The organism is Stenotrophomonas sp. MH181796, from assembly GCF_009659995.1.
GTDB classification, from domain to species: domain Bacteria; phylum Pseudomonadota; class Gammaproteobacteria; order Xanthomonadales; family Xanthomonadaceae; genus Stenotrophomonas; species Stenotrophomonas riyadhensis.
In genome coordinates, this window is sequence record NZ_RAHU01000001.1 from 160,279 (window position 1) to 178,549 (window position 18,271).

Consider the following 18,271-nt stretch of genomic DNA (forward strand, 5'->3'; position numbering starts at 1 on the left):
CACACGAGGACACACCGATGGCGACGCTGCGCTGGTACTTCGACTTCATCTCTCCGTACTCCTACCTGCACTGGCAGAAGCTGAAGCGGCTGCCGCAGTTCGCGCAGATCCAGACCGTGCCGATCGCCTTCGGTGCGGTGCTGCACCACCTGGGCAACCTGGGGCCAGCCGAGATTCCGGCCAAGCGCCGCTTCATCTACCGCCAGCTGCTGTGGACCGCACAGGCCGAGGGCACACCGCTGCGGTTCCCACCGGGCCATCCGTTCAACCCGTTGTCCGCCCTGCGCCTGTGCCTGGCCGCCGGCGCCAGCGTGCAGGCGGTGGACGTCCTGTTCGACTGGATCTGGCGCGACGGCAACGCGGCCGACAGCCCTGACGCCCTGCGCGAACCTGCTGCGCAGCTGGGTATCGAGGATGTCGCCAGCGCCATCGCCGACCCGGCGGTGAAGGAGCAGCTGCGCCGCAACACCGAGGCCGCGATCAGCGCCGACGTGTTCGGTGTGCCCACCCTGGCGATCGACGATGAGCTGTTCTGGGGCAACGATGCGCACCCGCTGATGGCTGCCGTTCTGGCCGATCCTGACCTGCTGCAGCAGCCCGAATGGCGACGCCTGGCCACCCTGCCAGTGGCGGTGCAGCGCAATCGCTGAACAGGGCGTGGCGCGTTTCCCTCGCGCGCCACGCCGGGTTTTGAGATAGATTTCACGTTTCCGAACCTACAACCGCCCTGGAGGGGGAGCCGCGGATGCGCATCGGAATCGTCGTCGACTCGGCCTGCGACCTGCCACAGGACTTCATCGCCGAGCACAACATCGTGCTGCTGCCGATCACCGTACGCATCGGCGAAGCCGTGCTGGCCGATCACCGCGATGAGCAGGCTACCCTCAGCTTCCTGCACGCGCACGTGGCCGAGCACGGCGCTGAAGCGGAGACCATCCCCTTCAGCGTCAACCAGATCCGCGACCTGTTCCTGCAGCAGCTGGTGATCGATTACGACCACGTGTTCTGCATGACCATCACCAAGACCCGCAGCCCGATCCATGACAACGCGCTGCAGGCCAGCTTCGCCATCCTCAACGACTACAAGCCGGTTCGGCAGGCGGCGGGCTACAACTCGCCATTCGCGCTGCGCGTGCTCGACACCCAGAACCTGTTCGCCGCGCAGGCGGTAACTGCGGTGGAAGCGGTGCGCCTGCGCGACAGCAATGCCAGCGTGCAGCAGATCCGCGAACGGCTGGAAGAACTGGCCAGCAACGTGCACGGCTACATGGTCACCCGCGACCTGTACTACATGCGCGCGCGTGCACGGCACAAGGGCGACCGCAGCGTCGGCCTGCTCAGCGCCGCGCTGGGCAGTGCCCTGGACATCAAGCCGGTGCTCCATGGGTACCGGGGCGAGACCGGACCGGTGGCCAAGATCAAGGGTTTCGACAACGCCGTGCAGAAACTGTTTTCGGTGGTCGGCCAGCGCGTGCGTGCCGGGCTGATGACACCGACGGTGTGCGTCAGCTACGGCGGTGAGCTGGACGAATTGCGCAGCCTTCCCGGCTATCCACAGCTGAAAGAGGTCTGCGCCAGCCATGGCGTGACCGTGTACGAATCGGTGATGAGCCTGACCGGCATGGTCAACGTCGGCAAGGGCGCGGTCACCGTGGGCTTCGCCGATGGGCCACATCGGTTTGAATGAAAACCGACTGCGGCGGGAATCTGCACATCGATTCCACCGCGGTTGTGCCAGCCTTGCCGCACTTCAAGGAGAACTCCATGCCTGCGCAGTACCACATCAGCCTGCCCGACCCGTCCAAGGCCCGCGGCAACGATCCTGACCTGTCCTTCCATTCGCAGGGCGCCGCCGGTTTCGCCGAAGAGCTGCAGGACGCCCTGCGCAGCGGCACGCTGTTCGAGCGCTGGAAGGCCAAGCAGCCTGACCCGGATGCGGTGGAACCGCAGTGGGGCGTGACCGACCCGGATGCCACCGTGACCGGCGAGCAGAAGGACCTGCGCATCAACCTTGTGGCCACCACGCGCATCGACAGCGATGTGTTCAAGCAGCGCCTGCGCCTGCTGGCCGGCAGCCACTGGGAGCTGCGCGACGTGCGCTGAGGCCATGCCCTGGTAGTGCCGGCCGCTGGCCGGCACCTCCATGGATGTTGTCGCTGCCGGCCAGCGGCCGGCACTACCCCGACGATTTCCTACCAGCCGCCGCGCAAGGCCGTGCTCTGGTAGACGCCAACCAAGGTTGGCAACTACAGACGAGCCGCCGGGCGTGGCCCGGCGTTTCCATTTCCCTACCAGCCACCGCCCAGCGCGCGGTACAGCTCCACCCGCGCGATCGCAGCCGTGGCCTGGCTGTTGGCCAGCGCGGCCTGGTTGTCCAGCGCGATGCGCTGGGTGGTCAGCACATCCAGCATGTCGACCACGCCAGCCTGGTACTGCCGGCGCGCCGCGCCCAGTGCGCTCTCGCTCTCGTCCACCGCTACATGCAGCTGCACCGTGCGCTGCTGCTCAGCGGCATAGCCATCGATGGCGTCGTCCACTTCATGCCAGGCCTGCAGCACGGTACGGCGGAACTGCAGCGCCGACTGTTGCTGCTGCAGCCTGCTCAGCGCCAGGTTGGCCTTCAGCCGCCCGCCCTGGAAGATCGGCACGCTGATCGACGGCCCGATGCTGAAGCGGTGCGCGTTCCAGCCATCCAGATCATCCAGCTGCTTGGCCTGGAAACCAGCGTCGCCATTCAAGGTGATGCGCGGCAGGAAACTGGCCTTGGCCACGCCGATGCCGGCGGTTGCCGCATGCAGTGCCGCTTCGGCACGACGGATGTCCGGGCGACGCTCGGCCAGTTCACTGGGCAGCCCCACCGCCACCGCCGGCAACGCCGGCCAGTCACGGCGTGCATCCTGCAGCTGCGCGTCCAGCGCCTGCGGCGGCTGCGCCAGCAGGAACGCCAGCGCATTGCGCAGTTGCGATTCACGATGCCGCAGCGGCGCGATGCGGGCCTGCAGCGATGCCACCTGCGCGGACGCGCTGGACACCTGCAGCGTGCTGGCCACGCCCTGCTGCTGGCGTGCCTCGGTCAGGCGCTTCATGTCGAGGGCGATGCTGAGGTTGTCCTCGGTGATCGCCAGCAGCTGCCGCGTCGCGCGCAGCTGCAGGTAATCACGCGCGGTTTCCGCCAGCAGCGCGATGCGCACCGCGTGTGCATCCTCCTCCGCCATCTGCACGCGTGCGTCGGCCGCTTCCACCTGGCGGCGCACACGCCCCCACAGGTCCAGTTCCCAGCTCAGGCCGATGCCGGCCTGGAACAGCCCGTAGTCATCACGGCCGCCGTTGCCGGACGGATCATTCAGGCCCACCTCGCTGTTGCGTGCACGCACGCCACTGGCGCTCGCGCTGACGCTGGGCAGGCGATCGGCCGCGGTGATGCCACGTGCGGCGCGGCTCTGCTGCACGCGGTTGGCGGCCAGCTGCAGGTCCAGGTTGGCCGCGAGCACCTGGCCGGCAAGCTGCCCCAGCAGTGGATCGTCGAAGCCGGCCCACCAGGCCGCGTCCTGGTCGATGGCGTTGCCGGCGACCGCCTCTCCCTGCCAGCGGCTGGGCAGTTCCGCCTGCGGGCGTACGAAGTCCGGACCCATCGTGCAGGCAGCCAGGGCCGTGCACAGGGTGGCCGCAACGAAGGTGCGGAACACGGTGGCTGCGCTCATGCATCCTCCCCGCTCTTGTGCCCCGGGCTGTGCTGCACGCTCTGCGCGCGGGCGCGGCTGCCCAGGTCAACACTGGCTTCCACCGACATGCCGGCACGCAGTTGGTCCAGCAGTGGCTGGCCGGGTTCCAGCACGATCTTGACCGGAATGCGCTGCACCACCTTGGTGAAGTTGCCGGTGGCGTTTTCCGGTGCGACGGCGGCGAAGGTGACGCCGGTGGCCGGTGCGATGCTGTCGATGTGCCCGCGCAGTGGCTTGCCCGGGAACACGTCCACCTTCAGCTCGACATGCTGGCCGGCCTGCATGCGGGTCATCTGCGTTTCCTGGAAGTTGGCGACCACGAAGGCGCGCTTCAGCGGTACCACCGCAGCCACCGGCGTACCCGGGGTCAGGTAGGCGCCCACGCGCACAGCGCGGCGGCCGACCATGCCGTCGATCGGCGCGCGCAGCACGGTGTGCGACAGGTCCAGTTCGGCACGCGCCTGCGCCGCTTCTGCACGCTGTACCGCCGCCTGTGCGGCCTGCACGCCAGCGTTGAGGATATCGGTGCGCTGGCGTGCGGTCGACAGCGCGGCCTGGCCCTGCTGCAGATGCGCACTGGCCACGGCCTGCTTCGACTGCGCCTGCTGTGCGTTCTGCACGGTGCCGGCGCCATCACGGGCCAGTTCGCGGTAACGCTGCTGGTCGGCGCTGGCCAGGGTCAGTTCGGAACGGCTGACATCGACACTGGCCCTGGCCTGTTCGATCAGCGAGTCCTGCTGGGCCAGTGCGGCCTGCGCGTTGGCCAGCTGTGCACGGGCGTTGGCGAGGTCGGCACGGGCCGCCTGCAGGGCCACCTGGTAGTCGCGGTCGTCGATGCGGGCAAGCACGTCGCCGGCCTTCACCGACTGGTTGTCCTCTACTTCCACGGCACTGACAAAGCCGGGAATCTTCGGCGCAACCAGCGTGTAGTCGGCAACGACATAGGCATTGTTGGTGGTCTGGTGACCGCCGTCGCGCAGCAGCAGCCAGGCACCGATGGCCAGCGCCAGCACGCCCAGGCCCAGGCCGGTATTGAGAGTGGTTCGATTGATCGTCATGAGGGGGTTCCTGCGAAAGGTTCAGGCCACGGCACGTGGCGGATGGATGCGGGTGGGCATCCAGGCAATGAGGGGAATGAAGGCCAGCGCCACCAGCGCGACCACCCAGTACAGGTCGGCCGAGGTCAGCGCCTGCACCTGTGCATGCAGGCGCGCACCCAGCTGCGGGCCCTCGGCCAGCCACGGCTGCTCGCCAAGGCGGTCGACCAGCACGGTGGAATGGAAATGACGGCGGCCCTGGGCGACGGCATCCAGCACGCCGCTGGCGAGCACGGCAGCAAAGCCCTTGACCGTGTTGAACCACGCCGAGGCGAACGGACCGTCCTGCGGTGCCAGCCCGCCAGTGGCCAGCATCAGCAGCGGCAACACCGCCATCGGCTGGGCGAATACCTGCAGCAGCTGTACCCACAGGAAGTTGTCGCGGATCCAGGCCACCTCCAGATGCGAGCCCAGCCAGCAGGCCAGCGCCAGCATCGCCAGGCCGGTGGCCTGCACCCAGCGGCAATCCACTGCGCGGATGTTCAACAACGCCGCCACCAACGGCAGTGCGATCACCTGTGGCAGCGCCACCCACAGCAGCATCGGTGCGGTCTGCAATGGCCGGTAGCCCTGCACGCTGGCCAGGAAACCGGAGGGAATCGAGATCACTGCCAGCAGCACGAACAGCACGCCGCCCAGGGTCACCAGCGAGTAGCTGAGGTTGCGGTTGGCCAGCAGCTGCAGCTTGAAGAACGGCAGCGGGTGGAACCATTCATTGATCATGAACAGCACCATCAGGCCGGCGCCGCCACCGATCATCAGGGTGATCATCGGCGAGTCGAACCAGTTCAGGCGCGGGCCCTGCACCAGGCCCAGCACCAGCAGCACCAGCGCCGGCAGGCCGAGCAGCAGGCCCACGCCATCGAACTGGGCAAAACGCTCCAGCCGCAGCGGGTCCTGTGGCAGGCCCCAGCTGACCATCGCCATGGCCGCCAGGCAGTACGGCACGATCTGCCAGAACGCCCAATGCCAGCCCACCTGCTCGACCCAGAACGCGGCCAGCGGCGTGCCCATGCTCGGGCCGAAGGTAGCGGTCAACGCGTAACCCGCCAGGCCATACAGCTTGATGCCCGGCGGCAGGAAGCGCAGCGCCACGCTCATCAGCAGCGGCGGCAGCGCACCACCGCACAGGCCCTGCAGCGCGCGCAGCAGCAGGAACACCTGCAGGTTCGGGGCAAGCGGGCAGAGCACGCCCAGCACCATGAAGCCACCGATCATCGCCAGCGCGAAACGGCGCAGCGAGAAGGTGGCGGCACACCACGGGGCGAAGGCCATCGCGCTGACCGACATCGCGCTGTAGAGGGCGACGATCCAGCTGCCGTCGTCGACGCTGAAACCCATCGCACCGCGGATGTCGGCCAGGGCGACCTTGGTGATGTTCTCGTTGAAGCCCGACACCAGCACCGCCAGCAGCACGCCACACAGGCCGACCAGGACGCGGCGGTCGAGCCCGGGGGCGGCGGCAGGACGGGGCGCTGCAGCGGCCGGGACAGCGGCGGCCGGCGTATTCATCGCCGGGCACCAATCCGTGCAGTGCACGGCATGTTGGGGGTCATTGGAATGCGCTCAGTGAAACTCCGGGGAGCGCAGTCTAGGGAGCCGGTACCCTGCGAAAAATGGTGCCATCGGCATCCCAGGCGTGCGCCGCGCGCACGCCTGCAGGTGTCACCGGTGGGTGTCCTCGACACGCTCGCACATGGTCTTGATCGAGCGGCGCAGCCACTGGTGCGCAGCATCGTTGTCCAGCCGCGGGTGCCAGGCCTGCACGATGGCGGCGGTGCGCACCGGGATCGGCAGCGGGAACAGGCGCAGCGGCAGGCGCATGCTGACGATCCGCTCCAGCATCACGCTCGGCATCTGCGGCAGGATCAGGTCCGACTCGGCCGCAGCGAAGATCGCGCCGTGGAAGGTCGGGCTGATCAGCGCCACCCGCCGCTGCAGGCCCAGCGTGGCCAGGTCGTCATCGATCGGGCCACGCGGCAGCCCCCGCCGCGACACCGCGATGTGATCGCAGGCAGCAAAACGCTCGGCGCTGATCTCCTCATCGAACAGCGGATGGTCCTCGCGCGCGGCGCCCATGAACGAGGTACTGAACAGGTTCTGCACCTTGGTGTCGGGCGCATGCTTGCCGGCGGTGCTGATGTACAGGTCGATCCGGCCCTGCGCCATCGCATCGTCGTCGGTATCGCCCTCGGGCACGAAGCGCAGCACCGCGCGCGGCGCCTGCTGGCGGAACAGTTCACGCAGGCGTCCGCCGAATCCACCGATGAAGACATCATTGGCGCGGACATTGAAGGTGCGCTCCAGGGTGCGCAGGTCGATCTCGCGACCGGCGTTGAACACACGATGGGCCTGCTCGATCACATCGCGGACCTGCTCACGCAGCTGCAGCGCACGCGGCGTGGGCGCCAGCCCGCGGCCGGCACGCACCAGCACCGGATCGCCCAGGGCGGTGCGGATCCGGCCAAGGGTACGGCTCATCGCCGGCGCGCTCAGGTTCATCCGCCGCGCGGCGGCGGCCACGCTGCATTCGTCGATCAGCACGTCCAGTGCCAGCAACAGGTTCAGGTCCGGCAGGGGCATGGCAGTCTCCAGTGGAACATTTTCCAGTAATCCGGATGACTCTACGGCACGCGTGGCCCCCATGGATTGCGCCTGGCGCATTCATTGACTGCCGCGCACGGCATGGGTGCGCGCGGTGACATCGGCGACCATCCCCGGCCTGCCAAGGAGACATCCATGTTCACTACCCTGCTGGTCGCCCTGGACGGCGGCCCCCAGCACGCTCGCGTGCTGGACCTGGCCGCCGCCATTGCCGGCCCCCGCAGCCGCCTGCACCTGCTGTGCGTGCTCGACCCCGAATTCGCGCTGGCGGCCGATGCCAGCGACGCCGACCGCATCGAGTACCCGGAAGCCGCCCGCCAGCGCTCGCGGGCCGAAGCGGTGCTGGCCGAAGCCCTGGCCGAGCTGCGCGAGCGCGGCGTCGACGCCATCGCGCAGATTCCCTCCGGTGACCCGGGCGAAGTGATCAGCGAGCAGGCCCGGCGCCTGAAGTGCGACCTGATCGTGATCGGCCACCGCCACCTGTCCCGCCTGGAACGCCTGTTCGAACCCTCGATCGGGCAATGGACCATCGACCACGCGCCCTGTCCCGTGCTGGTGGAAACCCGCGACCCACAACCCTAGCTGCCATGGCCTCCCGTTCCCCCTTGTTTCCTACCCGCGTCAACTACCGGGCATTCGGCCGCCAGTTTGGTCGTGGCGAGCAGGCACTGCTCGCCGCGATACGCCAGCTCCGTGATCCTACGCTGCAGGCCGAAGGGCTGGCGGGTTTGAGCCACCTTGGCCTGGACCGCGAGGGCTGCGATGCGTTCGTCGCCCTGCTGCCATTGCTGGCCGCGCCCGCCGCCCCGATCGACCTGCTGCCCGCCGGCTCTCCCTTCATTGCCGCCAGCGAACTGGACCTGCTGGTCTGCCTGCTGCGCATTGCCCAGTGGCGACATGCGCGCCCCCGCGAAGACGACACCCTGGCACCGTTGCGCCAGCAACTGGCGCGCTGCGCATTTGCTGTCCACGCGGCGAATCTGCCATTGCGACAGCGCTCGCTGTCACCGGTCGGGCTGAGGTTGCTGGACCCGGCCGGCTGGCTGCGCCAGCGCTGAACCATCCACGGGCGGACCCGGCCGCATGGCATTCAGCAGTCGATCGTTCCATGTGCGCTGTCTTCGTCGTCAAGCACCTGCGCATGCAGTACCACCCGGTTGCGGCCGGCACGCTTGGCGGCGTACAGGCCGGCGTCGGCATCGGCCAGCAGCTGGCCTGCGCTGGCCAGCGCAGGCGGATGCAGGTAGCCCACGCCAATGCTGATGCTGACCCGCCCCTCCGGCAGCGGCAGCCCTTCCACCGCCTCGCGCAGGCGTTCGGCCAGTGCCAGCACGCCCGACAACGGGCTTGCCGGCACGATCACCGCGAATTCTTCGCCGCCGTAACGCGCAACACTGTCGCCGCCGCGACCGGCAATGACCTTCAGCACCGCGGCCACGGCCTGCAGGCAGCGGTCCCCGGCGGGATGCCCGTGCTGGTCGTTGAATGCCTTGAAGTGATCGATGTCGACCAGCAGCAGCGCCAGCTCGGTGCCACTGCGACGCGCCCGGTTCCACTCCGCCAGCAGCAGTGCATCGAACTCGCGCCGGTTGGCCACGCCAGTCAGGCCATCCTGCCGTGCCAGCTGGTCCAGCGATGCCTGCCGTTCCATCAGGTCCACCTGCAGCAGGATGCTGCGCACGCCGAAGCCCAGCGTGGCCACCACGAACCCACTGACCGCCAGTGGCCGTGCATGGTCGACCACCAGCGTACCCACCACCAGCAGCAGCAACGGCAGGATCATCGGCCCGGCCGCCTGCACCGTGCGTGCCAACCGCGGATGCGGCAGGGCAGCCGGCAGCGGCGTGTGGCTCAGTGCCAGCAGCGCCAGCAACAGGAACGGAAGATCGATCAACAGATCGTTGTAGGCGCCAAAGGAATCTTCCGAGGTGTAATGGTTGATGTAGTACGCCACCAACAGGTAAGCCAGCGCGTAGAGCGCCAGCGCGCGGAAGAAGCTGCGCCGCTCGGGTACATCAACGGCCAGCCAGCGCACCACCGCGAACCCGGCGATGCACAGGTTCTGGATATCGAACATGCGCTGCATGCTGACCAGCGCCAGGGGATCGATCTCGACCCGGTCGGCGAACGACTGCGTATGTACGAAGAACAGCACGCCCAGCAGTGCCGCCATCGCCGCATCGATCAGGCTGATGCTCATTCGTTCGCGGCGCGCGCGGGCCAGGATGAACACCAGCGGGACGCCATACAGCACGTACAGGAACAGGCTTGCCTGCGGGGTGATATCGGCGCGGCCAGCCCCCAGCGCATCGACCATGTTGGAGGCCATGCCGCCCGCCCACAGCAGCAGCGCAAGCGCGGTGGCGCGCCAGCCCAAGGCCGCCCGGTCGCGGCGCGCCCGCCACAGGCAGGCGCCCGCCGCCAGCAACGGTGCGCCGGTGAGGAACACGAACGATCCCACCCCGGCGGGGCCCGGCCACAGGGTCAGCACCAGGCCATGGCACAGCACATACAGCAGCGCCAGCACTACCGGCATGCATCCCCCGATCCGCAAGGCCGTACGCGCGCACGATAGTCCTGCCCGCGCCACAGCGGCGTGATCCACTACGGCAAGACGACACGCCGCGTGCCCGCCATGGCAGTGCCGGCCGCTGGCCGGCAATCCCGGGGAATCACTGGGCTGCAGGTTGCCGGCCAGCGGCCGGCACTACCGGAAAGCCGTCAGCCGTGCAGTGCCCGAGCGTGGTGCGCGATGTGCTCGCCGATGAAGCTGGCGATGAAGTAATAGCTGTGGTCGTAACCCGGCTGCAGGCGCAGGGTCAGCGGGTGGTTGGCCGCATCGCAGGCCTGCTGCAGGCGCTGCGGCTGCAGCTGGGTCTGCAGGAACTCGTCCGCCTCGCCCTGGTCGACCAGCAGCGGCAGGCGCTCGTCAGCCACAGCGATCAGCTCGCAGGCATCCCACTGCGCCCAGTCGGCCGGGTTGTCGCCCAGGTAGGCATGGAAGGCCTTCTGCCCCCACGGCACGTGGCTGGGCGCGACGATCGGCGAAAACGCCGACACGCTGCGGTAGCGCCCGGGGTTGCGCAGCGCGATCACCAGCGCGCCATGGCCGCCCATCGAATGGCCACTGATCGCGCGCGCGTCGGTCACCGCGAAGTTCGCCTCGATCAGCGCCGGCAGTTCCTGCGCCACATAGTCGTGCATGCGGTAGTGCTTCGCCCACGGTGCGCGGGTGGCATTGAGGTAGAAGCCTGCCCCCTTGCCCAGGTCGTAGCCCTCGGCATCGGCCACGTCATCACCGCGCGGGCTGGTGTCGGGCGCGACGATGATCACACCGTGCTCGGCCGCATAACGCTGCGCGCCGGCCTTGGTGATGACGTTCTGCTCGGTGCAGGTCAGGCCGCTCAGCCAGTACAGCACCGGCAGCTTCTGTGTTTCCGCCTGCGGCGGCAGGTACACGGCGAACTGCATGTCGCAGCCCAGCGCGCTGGAATGATGGCGGTAGACGTCCTGCCAGCCGCCAAAACAGGCGCGGTGTTCAATACGTTCCATGGTGCTCTCCTGCGCGGCGCGTCAGCGCACGCGTGCTTCTGGTAGATGCCGACCTTGGTCGGCTTATCCACGCGCGGCGTGGATGCCTTTGTTGATCCGTTCATCCAGCTGTGCCAACAGGCGCAGCAAGGGCTCGACACCGGGCTGGCCGTCCAGGTTGCGATACGCCGCCACCGCCACGTTGCTGTGCGGTGGCCATTGGCCATCGGCGCGGGCTTCGTGCAGGCGCGGCAGGAACACCTGCGCCAGCCAGTGCTCGAACGGCATCTCGTCGATGCCGAAGGCGGAATCCACCGCGCGAGGCGGCCCGACCACACCCTCGACCCAGCCCAGTGCACGCAGGGCCTGCTCGATCGGATCGACCAAAGCCGCGCGCGGATCGTCCGCACGCGGCCTGCGCAGGGCATCGAACCAGCCCATGCCGCGCCTCAGTAATGGACCACCGACCGGATCGACTTGCCTTCATGCATCAGGTCGAAGGCTTCGTTGATCTTGTCCAGGTCCATGGTATGGGTGACGAACGGTGCCAGTTCGATATCGCCCTTCATCGCGTCCTCGACCATGCCCGGCAGCTGGCTGCGGCCCTTCACGCCACCGAAGGCGGTGCCCATCCACTTGCGGCCGGTCACCAGCTGGAACGGACGGGTGGAGATTTCCTGGCCCGAACCGGCCACGCCGATCACCACGCTCTGGCCCCAGCCACGGTGCGCGCATTCCAGCGCCGCGCGCATCACGTTGACGTTGCCGATGCATTCGAAGCTGTGGTCCACGCCCCAGGTGGTCATCTCGACGATGACCTGCTGGATGGGCTTGTCGTGGTCTTTCGGGTTGATGCAGTCGGTGGCGCCGAATTCGCGGGCCAGCTCGAACTTGGACGGATTGGTGTCCACCGCGATGATGCGGCCGGCCTTGGCCTGGCGCGCGCCCTGGATCACCGCCAGGCCGATGCCACCCAGGCCGAACACCGCCACGCTGTCGCCTTCCTGCACCTTGGCGGTGTTGTGTACCGCGCCGATGCCGGTGGTGACGCCGCAGCCGAGCAGGCAGACGTGCTCCGGGTTCGCGTCCGGATTGATCTTCGCCAGTGAGACTTCGGCCACCACGGTGTACTCGCTGAAGGTCGAGCAACCCATGTAGTGGTACAGCGGCTCGCCGTTGTAGCTGAAGCGGCTGGTGCCGTCAGGCATCACGCCCTTGCCCTGGGTGGCACGGACCGACACGCACAGGTTGGTCTTGCCGCTCTTGCAGAACAGGCACTCGCCGCACTCGGCGGTGTACAGCGGAATCACGTGGTCGCCCGGCTTGACGCTGGTCACGCCCTCGCCCACTTCCACCACGATGCCGGCGCCTTCATGGCCCAGCACCACCGGGAACAGGCCTTCCGGATCATCGCCGGACAGGGTGAACGCATCGGTGTGGCAGACACCGGTATGGGTGATCTTCACCAGCACTTCGCCCTTCTTCGGCGGGGCGACGTCGATCTCGACGATCTGCAGCGGCTGGCCGGGACCAAAGGCGACGGCGGCACGGGACTTCATGGTGGTTTCTCCAAAAACAGGCAATGACAGGATGGGCGGCGCCATGTTGCGCCATCGTTTATTTCAGGTACGAGCGGATCAACGCGCTCATGTCGCGCACGCGTTCGGCGCGTTGTTCGTCGGAGGCCGCGGGTTGGCCGAACTCCTCGCGCAGATGGGCCTCCATCACCTCGGACATCAGGCCGTTGACCGCACCACGGATGGCGGCGATCTGCTGCAGCACCGGCCCGCAGTCGGCACCGGCTTCCAGCGCGCGGTCCAGCGCATCGCACTGGCCGCGGATGCGGCGCACGCGGGCCAGGACCTTCTTCTTCTCTTCGGGGGAGTGCGGCATGGCGGGCCACCTTGGAACTATACTAGGGGATAGTATACAAGCCGGAGCCACGGACTCAATCCCGGCCGGCTCAATCGAACAATCCCTCACCCGCCAACCGGGTCAGTTCATCCACCACGTAGCGCACCTTCGGCCGCAGGTGACGCGTCGGTGGCCACAGCGCGTGGATGTCGATGTGCCGCTGCATGTGTTCGTCCAGCACCGATTGCAGCACGCCGGAATCGAGATGGCGGCGCACCAGTGAAATGGGCATCTGGCAGATGCCGAGGCCGGCGATTGCCGCTTCGATCACCGCATCGCCATCATTGAGTTGATACGGCGCACTGGGAATGAACGTTCCCTCGTCATCCTCGCTGCCGATCCGCCACCAGATCGGCTGGCCATGGCGGAAGCCGACGATGCTGCGGTGCTGCGCCAGTTCCTCCACCGTGCGCGGCACGCCATGCGCCTGCAGGTACTCCGGCGATGCGCAGGTGACCAGGCGTTGGCGGCCCAGCCGACGCGCGACCAGATGCTCGGCCTGGTGCAGCCCGCCGAAGCGGATCAGCAGGTCGATGCCCTCTTCGACCGGATCGACGAAGTGATCGGTGAAGGTCATCGTCAACTGCAGGTCCGGGTACTGCCGGCACAGGCGCAACAGCTCCGGCAGCACCACCAGCCGCCCGAACGAGGACGGCATGTCGATGCGCAGCCGCCCGCTGGGCAGGCCCGCCGAACCCAGACAGGCCTCGGCCGCGGAGATTTCTTCCAGCGCCGCCGCACAGGAGGCGTAGTACGCCTCGCCATCAGTGGTCAGTGCGATGCGCCGCGTAGTGCGATGGAACAGGCGCACACCCAGCCGCGTTTCCAGCCGGGCGATGGCCTTGCCCACCGCCGAGCGCGAGATGCCCAGCGCGTCTGCCGCCTCGGTGAAGCTGCCCGAGCGTGCGGTCGTGACGAACGTCACCAGGCCATTCAAGGATTCCAGCGGCAGCATCGTTCGCACTCCATTGGGGACAAATAGTCCCGCCCCAAGGGAGATCGAAGCGCTTTATGCACCCGCATGTCAACTCCATCCTGTGTGCATCGCGCCGCTGGCGCCTCTCCCCCGCACCGAGATGACCGACATGACCACCGCCCTCTTCCGCCCGTTCGACCTGTCAGGAACCTCCCTGCGCAACCGCATCGCAATGGCGCCGATGACCCGCGCCCGCAATCCCGGCGCGATCGCCAACGCGCTCACCGCGCAGTACTACCGGCAGCGCGCCAGCGCCGGCCTGATCATCAGCGAAGGCACGCCGGTCTCGCCGCAGGGCCAGGGCTACATCGATGTGCCGGGCATCTGGTCGGCCGAGCAGGTGGCCGGCTGGAAGCTGGTCACCGAGGCTGTACATGCCGAGCAGGGCAGGATCTTCGCCCAGCTCTGGCACGTCGGCCGCATGTCGCATGCCTCGCTGCAGCCCGGGGGCGGTCAACCGGTCAGCGCGGGTACGCGCCCGGTCGCCAGCGCACCGAAGAACACCTCGTTCGTCTATCTGGACGATGGCAGCCGTGGCCACGCCGATCCCACTCCGGCACGTGCACTGCAGACCGCGGAGATGCCCGGCATCATCGACGACTTCGTACGCGGGGCGGACAACGCCATCGCCGCCGGCTTCGACGGTATCGAGCTGCATGCCGCCAACGGTTACCTGTTCGAGCAGTTCCTCAACCCGCTCATCAACCAGCGCGAAGACCGCTATGGCGGTTCACTGCACAACCGCGCGCGATTGATCCTGGAAACGGTCGACGCGATGGCACAGCGCATCGGTGCGCATCGCATCGGCGTGCGCCTGGCACCGAACAACCTCACCTTCGACATGCCGTTCTACCCCGACAACGAAGCCACCTATCTGTACCTGGCCGAGGAACTGGGCAAGCGCGGGCTGGCCTATGTGCATCTCAACGACAACCTGCAGGCGGGGCACCCGGTGCTGGGCGAGGCCTTCCTGCAGCAGTTCAAGCAGGCCTACGGTGGCACCGTGATCCTGGCCGGCGGCATGACCCGCGAGCGTGCCCTGCAACTGGTCGAGGCCGGCACCATCGACCTGGCCGCATTCGGCCAGCCGTTCATCGCCAACCCGGATCTGGTCGAGCGCCTGCAGCACGACGTCGCGCTGGCCACGCCCGACCGCAACACCTATTACGGTGGTGGCGAAGCAGGCTACCTCGACTACCCGCGCGCGCCGTAGAGCCACGCGATGCGTGGATGCGACGCGCCACTCGCCACAGGACACATCACGGCGCCTTCTCCACCTTGGTCGAGTCCGAATCAAAGGTCAGCACACGGGTGCTGATTTCGCCCTTGGCCGAATCCTTGCGACTCAGCTCAAGCCGCCCCTGGTTGCCCTGCGCCACCAGGCTGGCGGCAAAGCTGCCCTCATTGGACAGTGCCGTGATCACGGCGGAGCCATCGGCCGCGACCCTCATGCCCGCCCGATCGCGAACCTTGTAACCCACGCCAACCGGTGCATCCAACGCCATCACCGCGCTGCCGTTGGCCATGGTGCCGATGCCACCGCGCTCATCGCCCTTCGCATCGTAGATGGTCATGCCCGTTGCGCGTGAGTTGCGGGCAATGTCACTGGCATCCTCGGCAATCTGCACGCGCGTGCGCCCTTCACTGTCGAGCACGGTCAGCTTGTAGGTACGGATCTCCGGCACCACGCCGGCATCAGGTGTGGCCACGCTGGTTCCGATCAGGGCCAACGATGCGCCCAGCGCGAACATCGAGGCCGCCAGCAGATTCCTGCGGCGCAGCCGGTGTTCCAGGCGTTCCAAGCGTAGGGCTATATCCTGTTCATGCATGTTGCGCTCCCTGTTTGAGTCTGTGGTTGTTGCTCCGTCACTTGCCATCAGCGTCCACGTGGATCACACGGGTGGATGCGCCACCTTCGGCGGACTCCATGCGGCTCAGCTCCAGCTGTCCTTCCGCGCCCTGCGCGACCAGCCTGGCGGCAAAACCCCCGGCGTTGGACAGGACACCGATAAGCGCCGAACCGTCCGCTCCCACTTTCATTCCAGCCCGATCTGACACGCGATAGCCAACGCCGCGCGGCGCATCCAGGGCAACCGTGGCACTGCCATCGTCGGCCGTGACCATGCCTCCACGCTCCTGTTCATTGCCATCGAAGATGATCAACCCCGCCACCCGGGCGTTGCGCTTGATGTCCAGGTCCGGCGCGTCCTCACCGATCTCCACCCGCTTGCGCCCTTCCTGATCAAGCACGATCAGGCGCTGGGTTCGGATCTCCGGAACAATGCCGGCCTCCGGCCTGGCAAAACCGCGACCGGCCAGCACGATCGACATCATCAGCACGGGCGCTGCCACCAGCAGCCAGCGCCATCGGGCTGCCCGTTGCTCCAGCGTGCGTAGTCGCGCTTCCACTTCCAGATCCCGCATGGAATCCTCCCTGGCAACGAGGCCACCAGTCGCAACGACCGGGCACTCCGATCCTGAACTACAGTGCGATCCTAGACCGCCCATCCGTGCCCAACAACATGACGAAAGTCCCCATGAACTCCGTCACCACGTCGTTCATCGTCAACCTCGACGTGCCCGATCTTGCTGCCGCTGAAACCTTCTACACCGAAGCCTTCGGCCTGCGCATCGGCCGCCGTCTCGGGCCGGAGGCCGTGGAACTGCTCGGCGGGCCAACACCGTTGTACCTGCTGCAGAACGAAGCTGGCAGCGTCGCTACTGAAGACGGCGACGTGCGCGACTACGAGCGCCATTGGACGCCGCTGCACCTGGATTGGGTGGTGGATGACATCGAAGCTGGAGTGGTACGTGCGGTTGCGGCCGGGGCGACACTTGAGCAGTCCGTGCGCGAGCGTCGCTGGGGGCGCATCGCCGTGCTGGCCGATCCATTCGGCCATGGCTTCTGTCTGATCCAGTTCAGTGGCGAAGGCTACGACGTGCTGGTCGAATGACCGGCGCATCGTTCACCACGGCAACGGCACCGCTTCGCCGTTGGCACGCTCGCCGTAGTACAGCGACGGCAGCAGGCGCGAGAGGAAACTGAACTCCGTATAGCAGTGCTTGAGCAGGCCCAGGCCGACAGCATCGCCGGCATCGCGGTGCGGATCGGTGCTGTCCAGGCCGAGTACGAAGCGGCTGCGCAGCACGCAGCCAAACGGCGTATCGCGCGCCACGTGCAGCATCTGCCCGTCGCAGGGATCACCGTTTGCATCCAGGCGTACGTGGTCACCGAAGCCGATGCGCGCGGCGATCACCGCCGATACATCGCCTGCATCCTGTGCCACCTGCAGGCGCTCGGGCACCAGCAACGTGCGCGGGTCATGGAACTTCAGGCGCGCCGCCACCGGCGGAATGTCAGCCAGCGATTCCACGGCATGGATGCTGGCACCGTGGTAGCTGCGTCCACGCTGCCAGGCCGCGTCCCAGCCGCGATGCTCGACATGGTCGACCGGATGCCACCAGCGGATGTGCTGGGTGGTCTCGAAGAAGGTGAACCACCAGTCCAGCATGCGGCCCTTGCAGCCATGCAGATCGGTACGCACCGCCACCAGCAGGGTACCGTCTTCGCGGCGCTGGATGCCGGTTTCCAGATGCATCGGTGCGGGGTCGAGCAGATCGTGGTGGTCCAGCCAGGCGCGGGCGTTCACAGCGGTATCCATCGGGGTCTCCTGCATGTCGGGAGACCTGACAATACGGAAACGTTCTTCGTTTCGCAATTATCCGAATGCGGTAAGATGGGCGCAATGAACAGCAGCACCCTGCCCGAGCCACCCTCACCAATCCGCCGCCGCGGCCGCCCTGCGCGCCCGGAAGCCGAAGTCCGCCACGCGGTGCTGCAGGCCACCCTGGAACTGCTGCTGGCACAGGGTTACGAGGCCACCACCATCGAAGCGGTGGCGGCGCACGCTGGGGTGGCGAAGAAAACCGTGTACCGCCACGCCAGCAACCGCGAGGAACTGGTCGGGTTGGCAGTGCGCGAGTGGACCGACGGCTTCGCGCCGCAGTTGCAGCGCGATGCGCGCAATGCCGACGAGGTGCTGCCGTTGCTGCAGGACATCCTGCAGGCGGTCTGCGCGCAGGCACTGTCGGCGCAGGCGGTGCAGGTATTCCGGCTGCTGGCCACCGACTTTCCTGGCAAGGACGCGCTGCTGCACGCCTACCTGGACAACGGCATCGAACGCGGCCGTGCGCTGCTGGCCGACTGGCTGGCGCGGCAGCAGCAGCGCGGGCTGCTGCGCGAGGGAGATGCCGCGTGCATGGCGCGACTGATCCTGGCGATGGCCGTGGCCGAGCCGCTGCGCGAACGTGTGATCGGCGTGGTGGACGCAGATGCCCCCGTAGAGATGCATCTGCGTGATTGCCTGGAATTGTTGGCACCCGTACTGCAGGTACCGTAGCCGGCCGCATCCACGCATGGCGTGGAT

General features: G+C 67.5%; 21 protein-coding genes. 8 read left to right on the plus strand and 13 right to left on the minus strand.

Annotated features, from left to right (window positions below; translation table 11 throughout):
- Nucleotides 1-17 precede the first annotated feature (17 nt).
- The 3 genes from D5301_RS00690 to D5301_RS00700 all read left to right on the plus strand — a co-directional run bounded on the left by D5301_RS00690 (nucleotide 18) and on the right by D5301_RS00700 (nucleotide 2,103).
- Nucleotides 18-650, plus strand: coding sequence for a 2-hydroxychromene-2-carboxylate isomerase (locus D5301_RS00690; RefSeq protein ID WP_153854494.1), 633 nt, complete (start codon nucleotides 18-20; stop codon nucleotides 648-650).
- 95 nt (nucleotides 651-745) lie between these two features.
- A complete protein-coding gene (locus D5301_RS00695; protein WP_153854495.1) occupies nucleotides 746-1,687 on the plus strand; it encodes a DegV family protein in 942 nt (313 codons plus the stop codon).
- 77 nt (nucleotides 1,688-1,764) lie between these two features.
- Nucleotides 1,765-2,103, plus strand: a complete 339-nt coding sequence (locus D5301_RS00700; RefSeq protein WP_005414449.1) for a hypothetical protein — start codon at nucleotides 1,765-1,767, stop codon at nucleotides 2,101-2,103.
- Between the two features lie 185 nt (nucleotides 2,104-2,288).
- Here D5301_RS00700 and D5301_RS00705 read toward each other — a convergent pair whose 3' ends face one another.
- The 4 genes from D5301_RS00705 to D5301_RS00720 form a co-directional block, all read right to left on the minus strand.
- Nucleotides 2,289-3,701 carry an efflux transporter outer membrane subunit gene (locus D5301_RS00705; RefSeq protein WP_153854496.1) on the minus strand — a complete coding sequence of 471 codons (1,413 nt, stop codon included), beginning with the start codon at nucleotides 3,699-3,701 and terminating at the stop codon, nucleotides 2,289-2,291.
- On the minus strand, nucleotides 3,698-4,780 hold the full coding sequence (locus tag D5301_RS00710; protein ID WP_153854497.1) for an HlyD family secretion protein: 1,083 nt from the start codon (nucleotides 4,778-4,780) through the stop codon (nucleotides 3,698-3,700). Before D5301_RS00710 ends, D5301_RS00705 begins: the two co-directional genes overlap by 4 nt.
- A gap of 21 nt (nucleotides 4,781-4,801) precedes the next feature.
- Nucleotides 4,802-6,331, minus strand: coding sequence for an MFS transporter (locus tag D5301_RS00715; protein WP_153854498.1), 1,530 nt, complete (start codon nucleotides 6,329-6,331; stop codon nucleotides 4,802-4,804).
- Between the two features lie 153 nt (nucleotides 6,332-6,484).
- A complete protein-coding gene (locus D5301_RS00720; protein ID WP_110713629.1) occupies nucleotides 6,485-7,402 on the minus strand; it encodes a LysR family transcriptional regulator in 918 nt (305 codons plus the stop codon).
- A gap of 156 nt (nucleotides 7,403-7,558) precedes the next feature.
- Between D5301_RS00720 and D5301_RS00725 the strand changes: the two genes are divergently transcribed.
- Together D5301_RS00725 and D5301_RS00730 are read left to right on the plus strand one after the other, a co-directional pair.
- The gene (locus D5301_RS00725; protein ID WP_088027082.1) at nucleotides 7,559-8,005 is read left to right on the plus strand and encodes a universal stress protein; all 447 of its coding nucleotides are present in this window, start codon (nucleotides 7,559-7,561) and stop codon (nucleotides 8,003-8,005) included.
- Between the two features lie 5 nt (nucleotides 8,006-8,010).
- Complete coding sequence (locus tag D5301_RS00730; RefSeq protein ID WP_110713630.1) at nucleotides 8,011-8,481, plus strand: hypothetical protein; 471 nt, start codon at nucleotides 8,011-8,013, stop codon at nucleotides 8,479-8,481.
- A gap of 32 nt (nucleotides 8,482-8,513) precedes the next feature.
- Here D5301_RS00730 and D5301_RS00735 read toward each other — a convergent pair whose 3' ends face one another.
- From D5301_RS00735 to D5301_RS00760, 6 genes are all read right to left on the minus strand, one after another.
- Complete coding sequence (locus tag D5301_RS00735; RefSeq protein WP_153854499.1) at nucleotides 8,514-9,959, minus strand: GGDEF domain-containing protein; 1,446 nt, start codon at nucleotides 9,957-9,959, stop codon at nucleotides 8,514-8,516.
- Nucleotides 9,960-10,144: 185 nt separating this feature from the next.
- A complete protein-coding gene (gene fghA / locus D5301_RS00740) occupies nucleotides 10,145-10,975 on the minus strand; it encodes an S-formylglutathione hydrolase (RefSeq protein WP_153854500.1) in 831 nt (276 codons plus the stop codon).
- Between the two features lie 63 nt (nucleotides 10,976-11,038).
- A complete protein-coding gene (locus tag D5301_RS00745) occupies nucleotides 11,039-11,395 on the minus strand; it encodes a YqcC family protein (protein ID WP_110713636.1) in 357 nt (118 codons plus the stop codon).
- 8 nt (nucleotides 11,396-11,403) lie between these two features.
- Nucleotides 11,404-12,513 (minus strand): S-(hydroxymethyl)glutathione dehydrogenase/class III alcohol dehydrogenase, encoded by a 1,110-nt coding sequence (locus tag D5301_RS00750; protein ID WP_110713638.1) that lies wholly within the window; start codon nucleotides 12,511-12,513, stop codon nucleotides 11,404-11,406.
- A 58-nt stretch (nucleotides 12,514-12,571) separates the two neighbouring features.
- The gene (gene frmR, locus D5301_RS00755; protein WP_005411009.1) at nucleotides 12,572-12,847 is read right to left on the minus strand and encodes a formaldehyde-responsive transcriptional repressor FrmR; all 276 of its coding nucleotides are present in this window, start codon (nucleotides 12,845-12,847) and stop codon (nucleotides 12,572-12,574) included.
- Between the two features lie 70 nt (nucleotides 12,848-12,917).
- Nucleotides 12,918-13,823 carry a LysR family transcriptional regulator gene (locus D5301_RS00760; protein ID WP_153854501.1) on the minus strand — a complete coding sequence of 302 codons (906 nt, stop codon included), beginning with the start codon at nucleotides 13,821-13,823 and terminating at the stop codon, nucleotides 12,918-12,920.
- 130 nt (nucleotides 13,824-13,953) lie between these two features.
- Here D5301_RS00760 and D5301_RS00765 point away from each other — a divergent pair, with 130 nt between their 5' ends.
- Nucleotides 13,954-15,057 (plus strand): alkene reductase, encoded by a 1,104-nt coding sequence (locus D5301_RS00765; protein ID WP_153854502.1) that lies wholly within the window; start codon nucleotides 13,954-13,956, stop codon nucleotides 15,055-15,057.
- A 46-nt stretch (nucleotides 15,058-15,103) separates the two neighbouring features.
- On the opposite strand, the gene D5301_RS00770 is transcribed toward D5301_RS00765, so the two are convergent.
- Together D5301_RS00770 and D5301_RS00775 are read right to left on the minus strand one after the other, a co-directional pair.
- A complete protein-coding gene (locus D5301_RS00770) occupies nucleotides 15,104-15,646 on the minus strand; it encodes a hypothetical protein (RefSeq protein WP_153854503.1) in 543 nt (180 codons plus the stop codon).
- Between the two features lie 64 nt (nucleotides 15,647-15,710).
- Entirely contained in the window at nucleotides 15,711-16,175 is a 465-nt protein-coding gene (locus tag D5301_RS00775; RefSeq protein WP_153854504.1) for a hypothetical protein, read from the minus strand.
- 206 nt (nucleotides 16,176-16,381) lie between these two features.
- Here D5301_RS00775 and D5301_RS00780 point away from each other — a divergent pair, with 206 nt between their 5' ends.
- Nucleotides 16,382-16,798, plus strand: coding sequence for a VOC family protein (locus D5301_RS00780; RefSeq protein ID WP_153854505.1), 417 nt, complete (start codon nucleotides 16,382-16,384; stop codon nucleotides 16,796-16,798).
- A 12-nt stretch (nucleotides 16,799-16,810) separates the two neighbouring features.
- Here D5301_RS00780 and D5301_RS00785 read toward each other — a convergent pair whose 3' ends face one another.
- A complete protein-coding gene (locus tag D5301_RS00785) occupies nucleotides 16,811-17,506 on the minus strand; it encodes a hydrolase (RefSeq protein ID WP_153854506.1) in 696 nt (231 codons plus the stop codon).
- 75 nt (nucleotides 17,507-17,581) lie between these two features.
- On the opposite strand from D5301_RS00785, the gene D5301_RS00790 reads away from it, so the two are divergent.
- Nucleotides 17,582-18,244: a TetR/AcrR family transcriptional regulator gene (locus D5301_RS00790; RefSeq protein ID WP_153854507.1), complete on the plus strand. Its 663-nt coding sequence runs from the start codon at nucleotides 17,582-17,584 to the stop codon at nucleotides 18,242-18,244.
- Nucleotides 18,245-18,271: the final 27 nt, after the last annotated feature.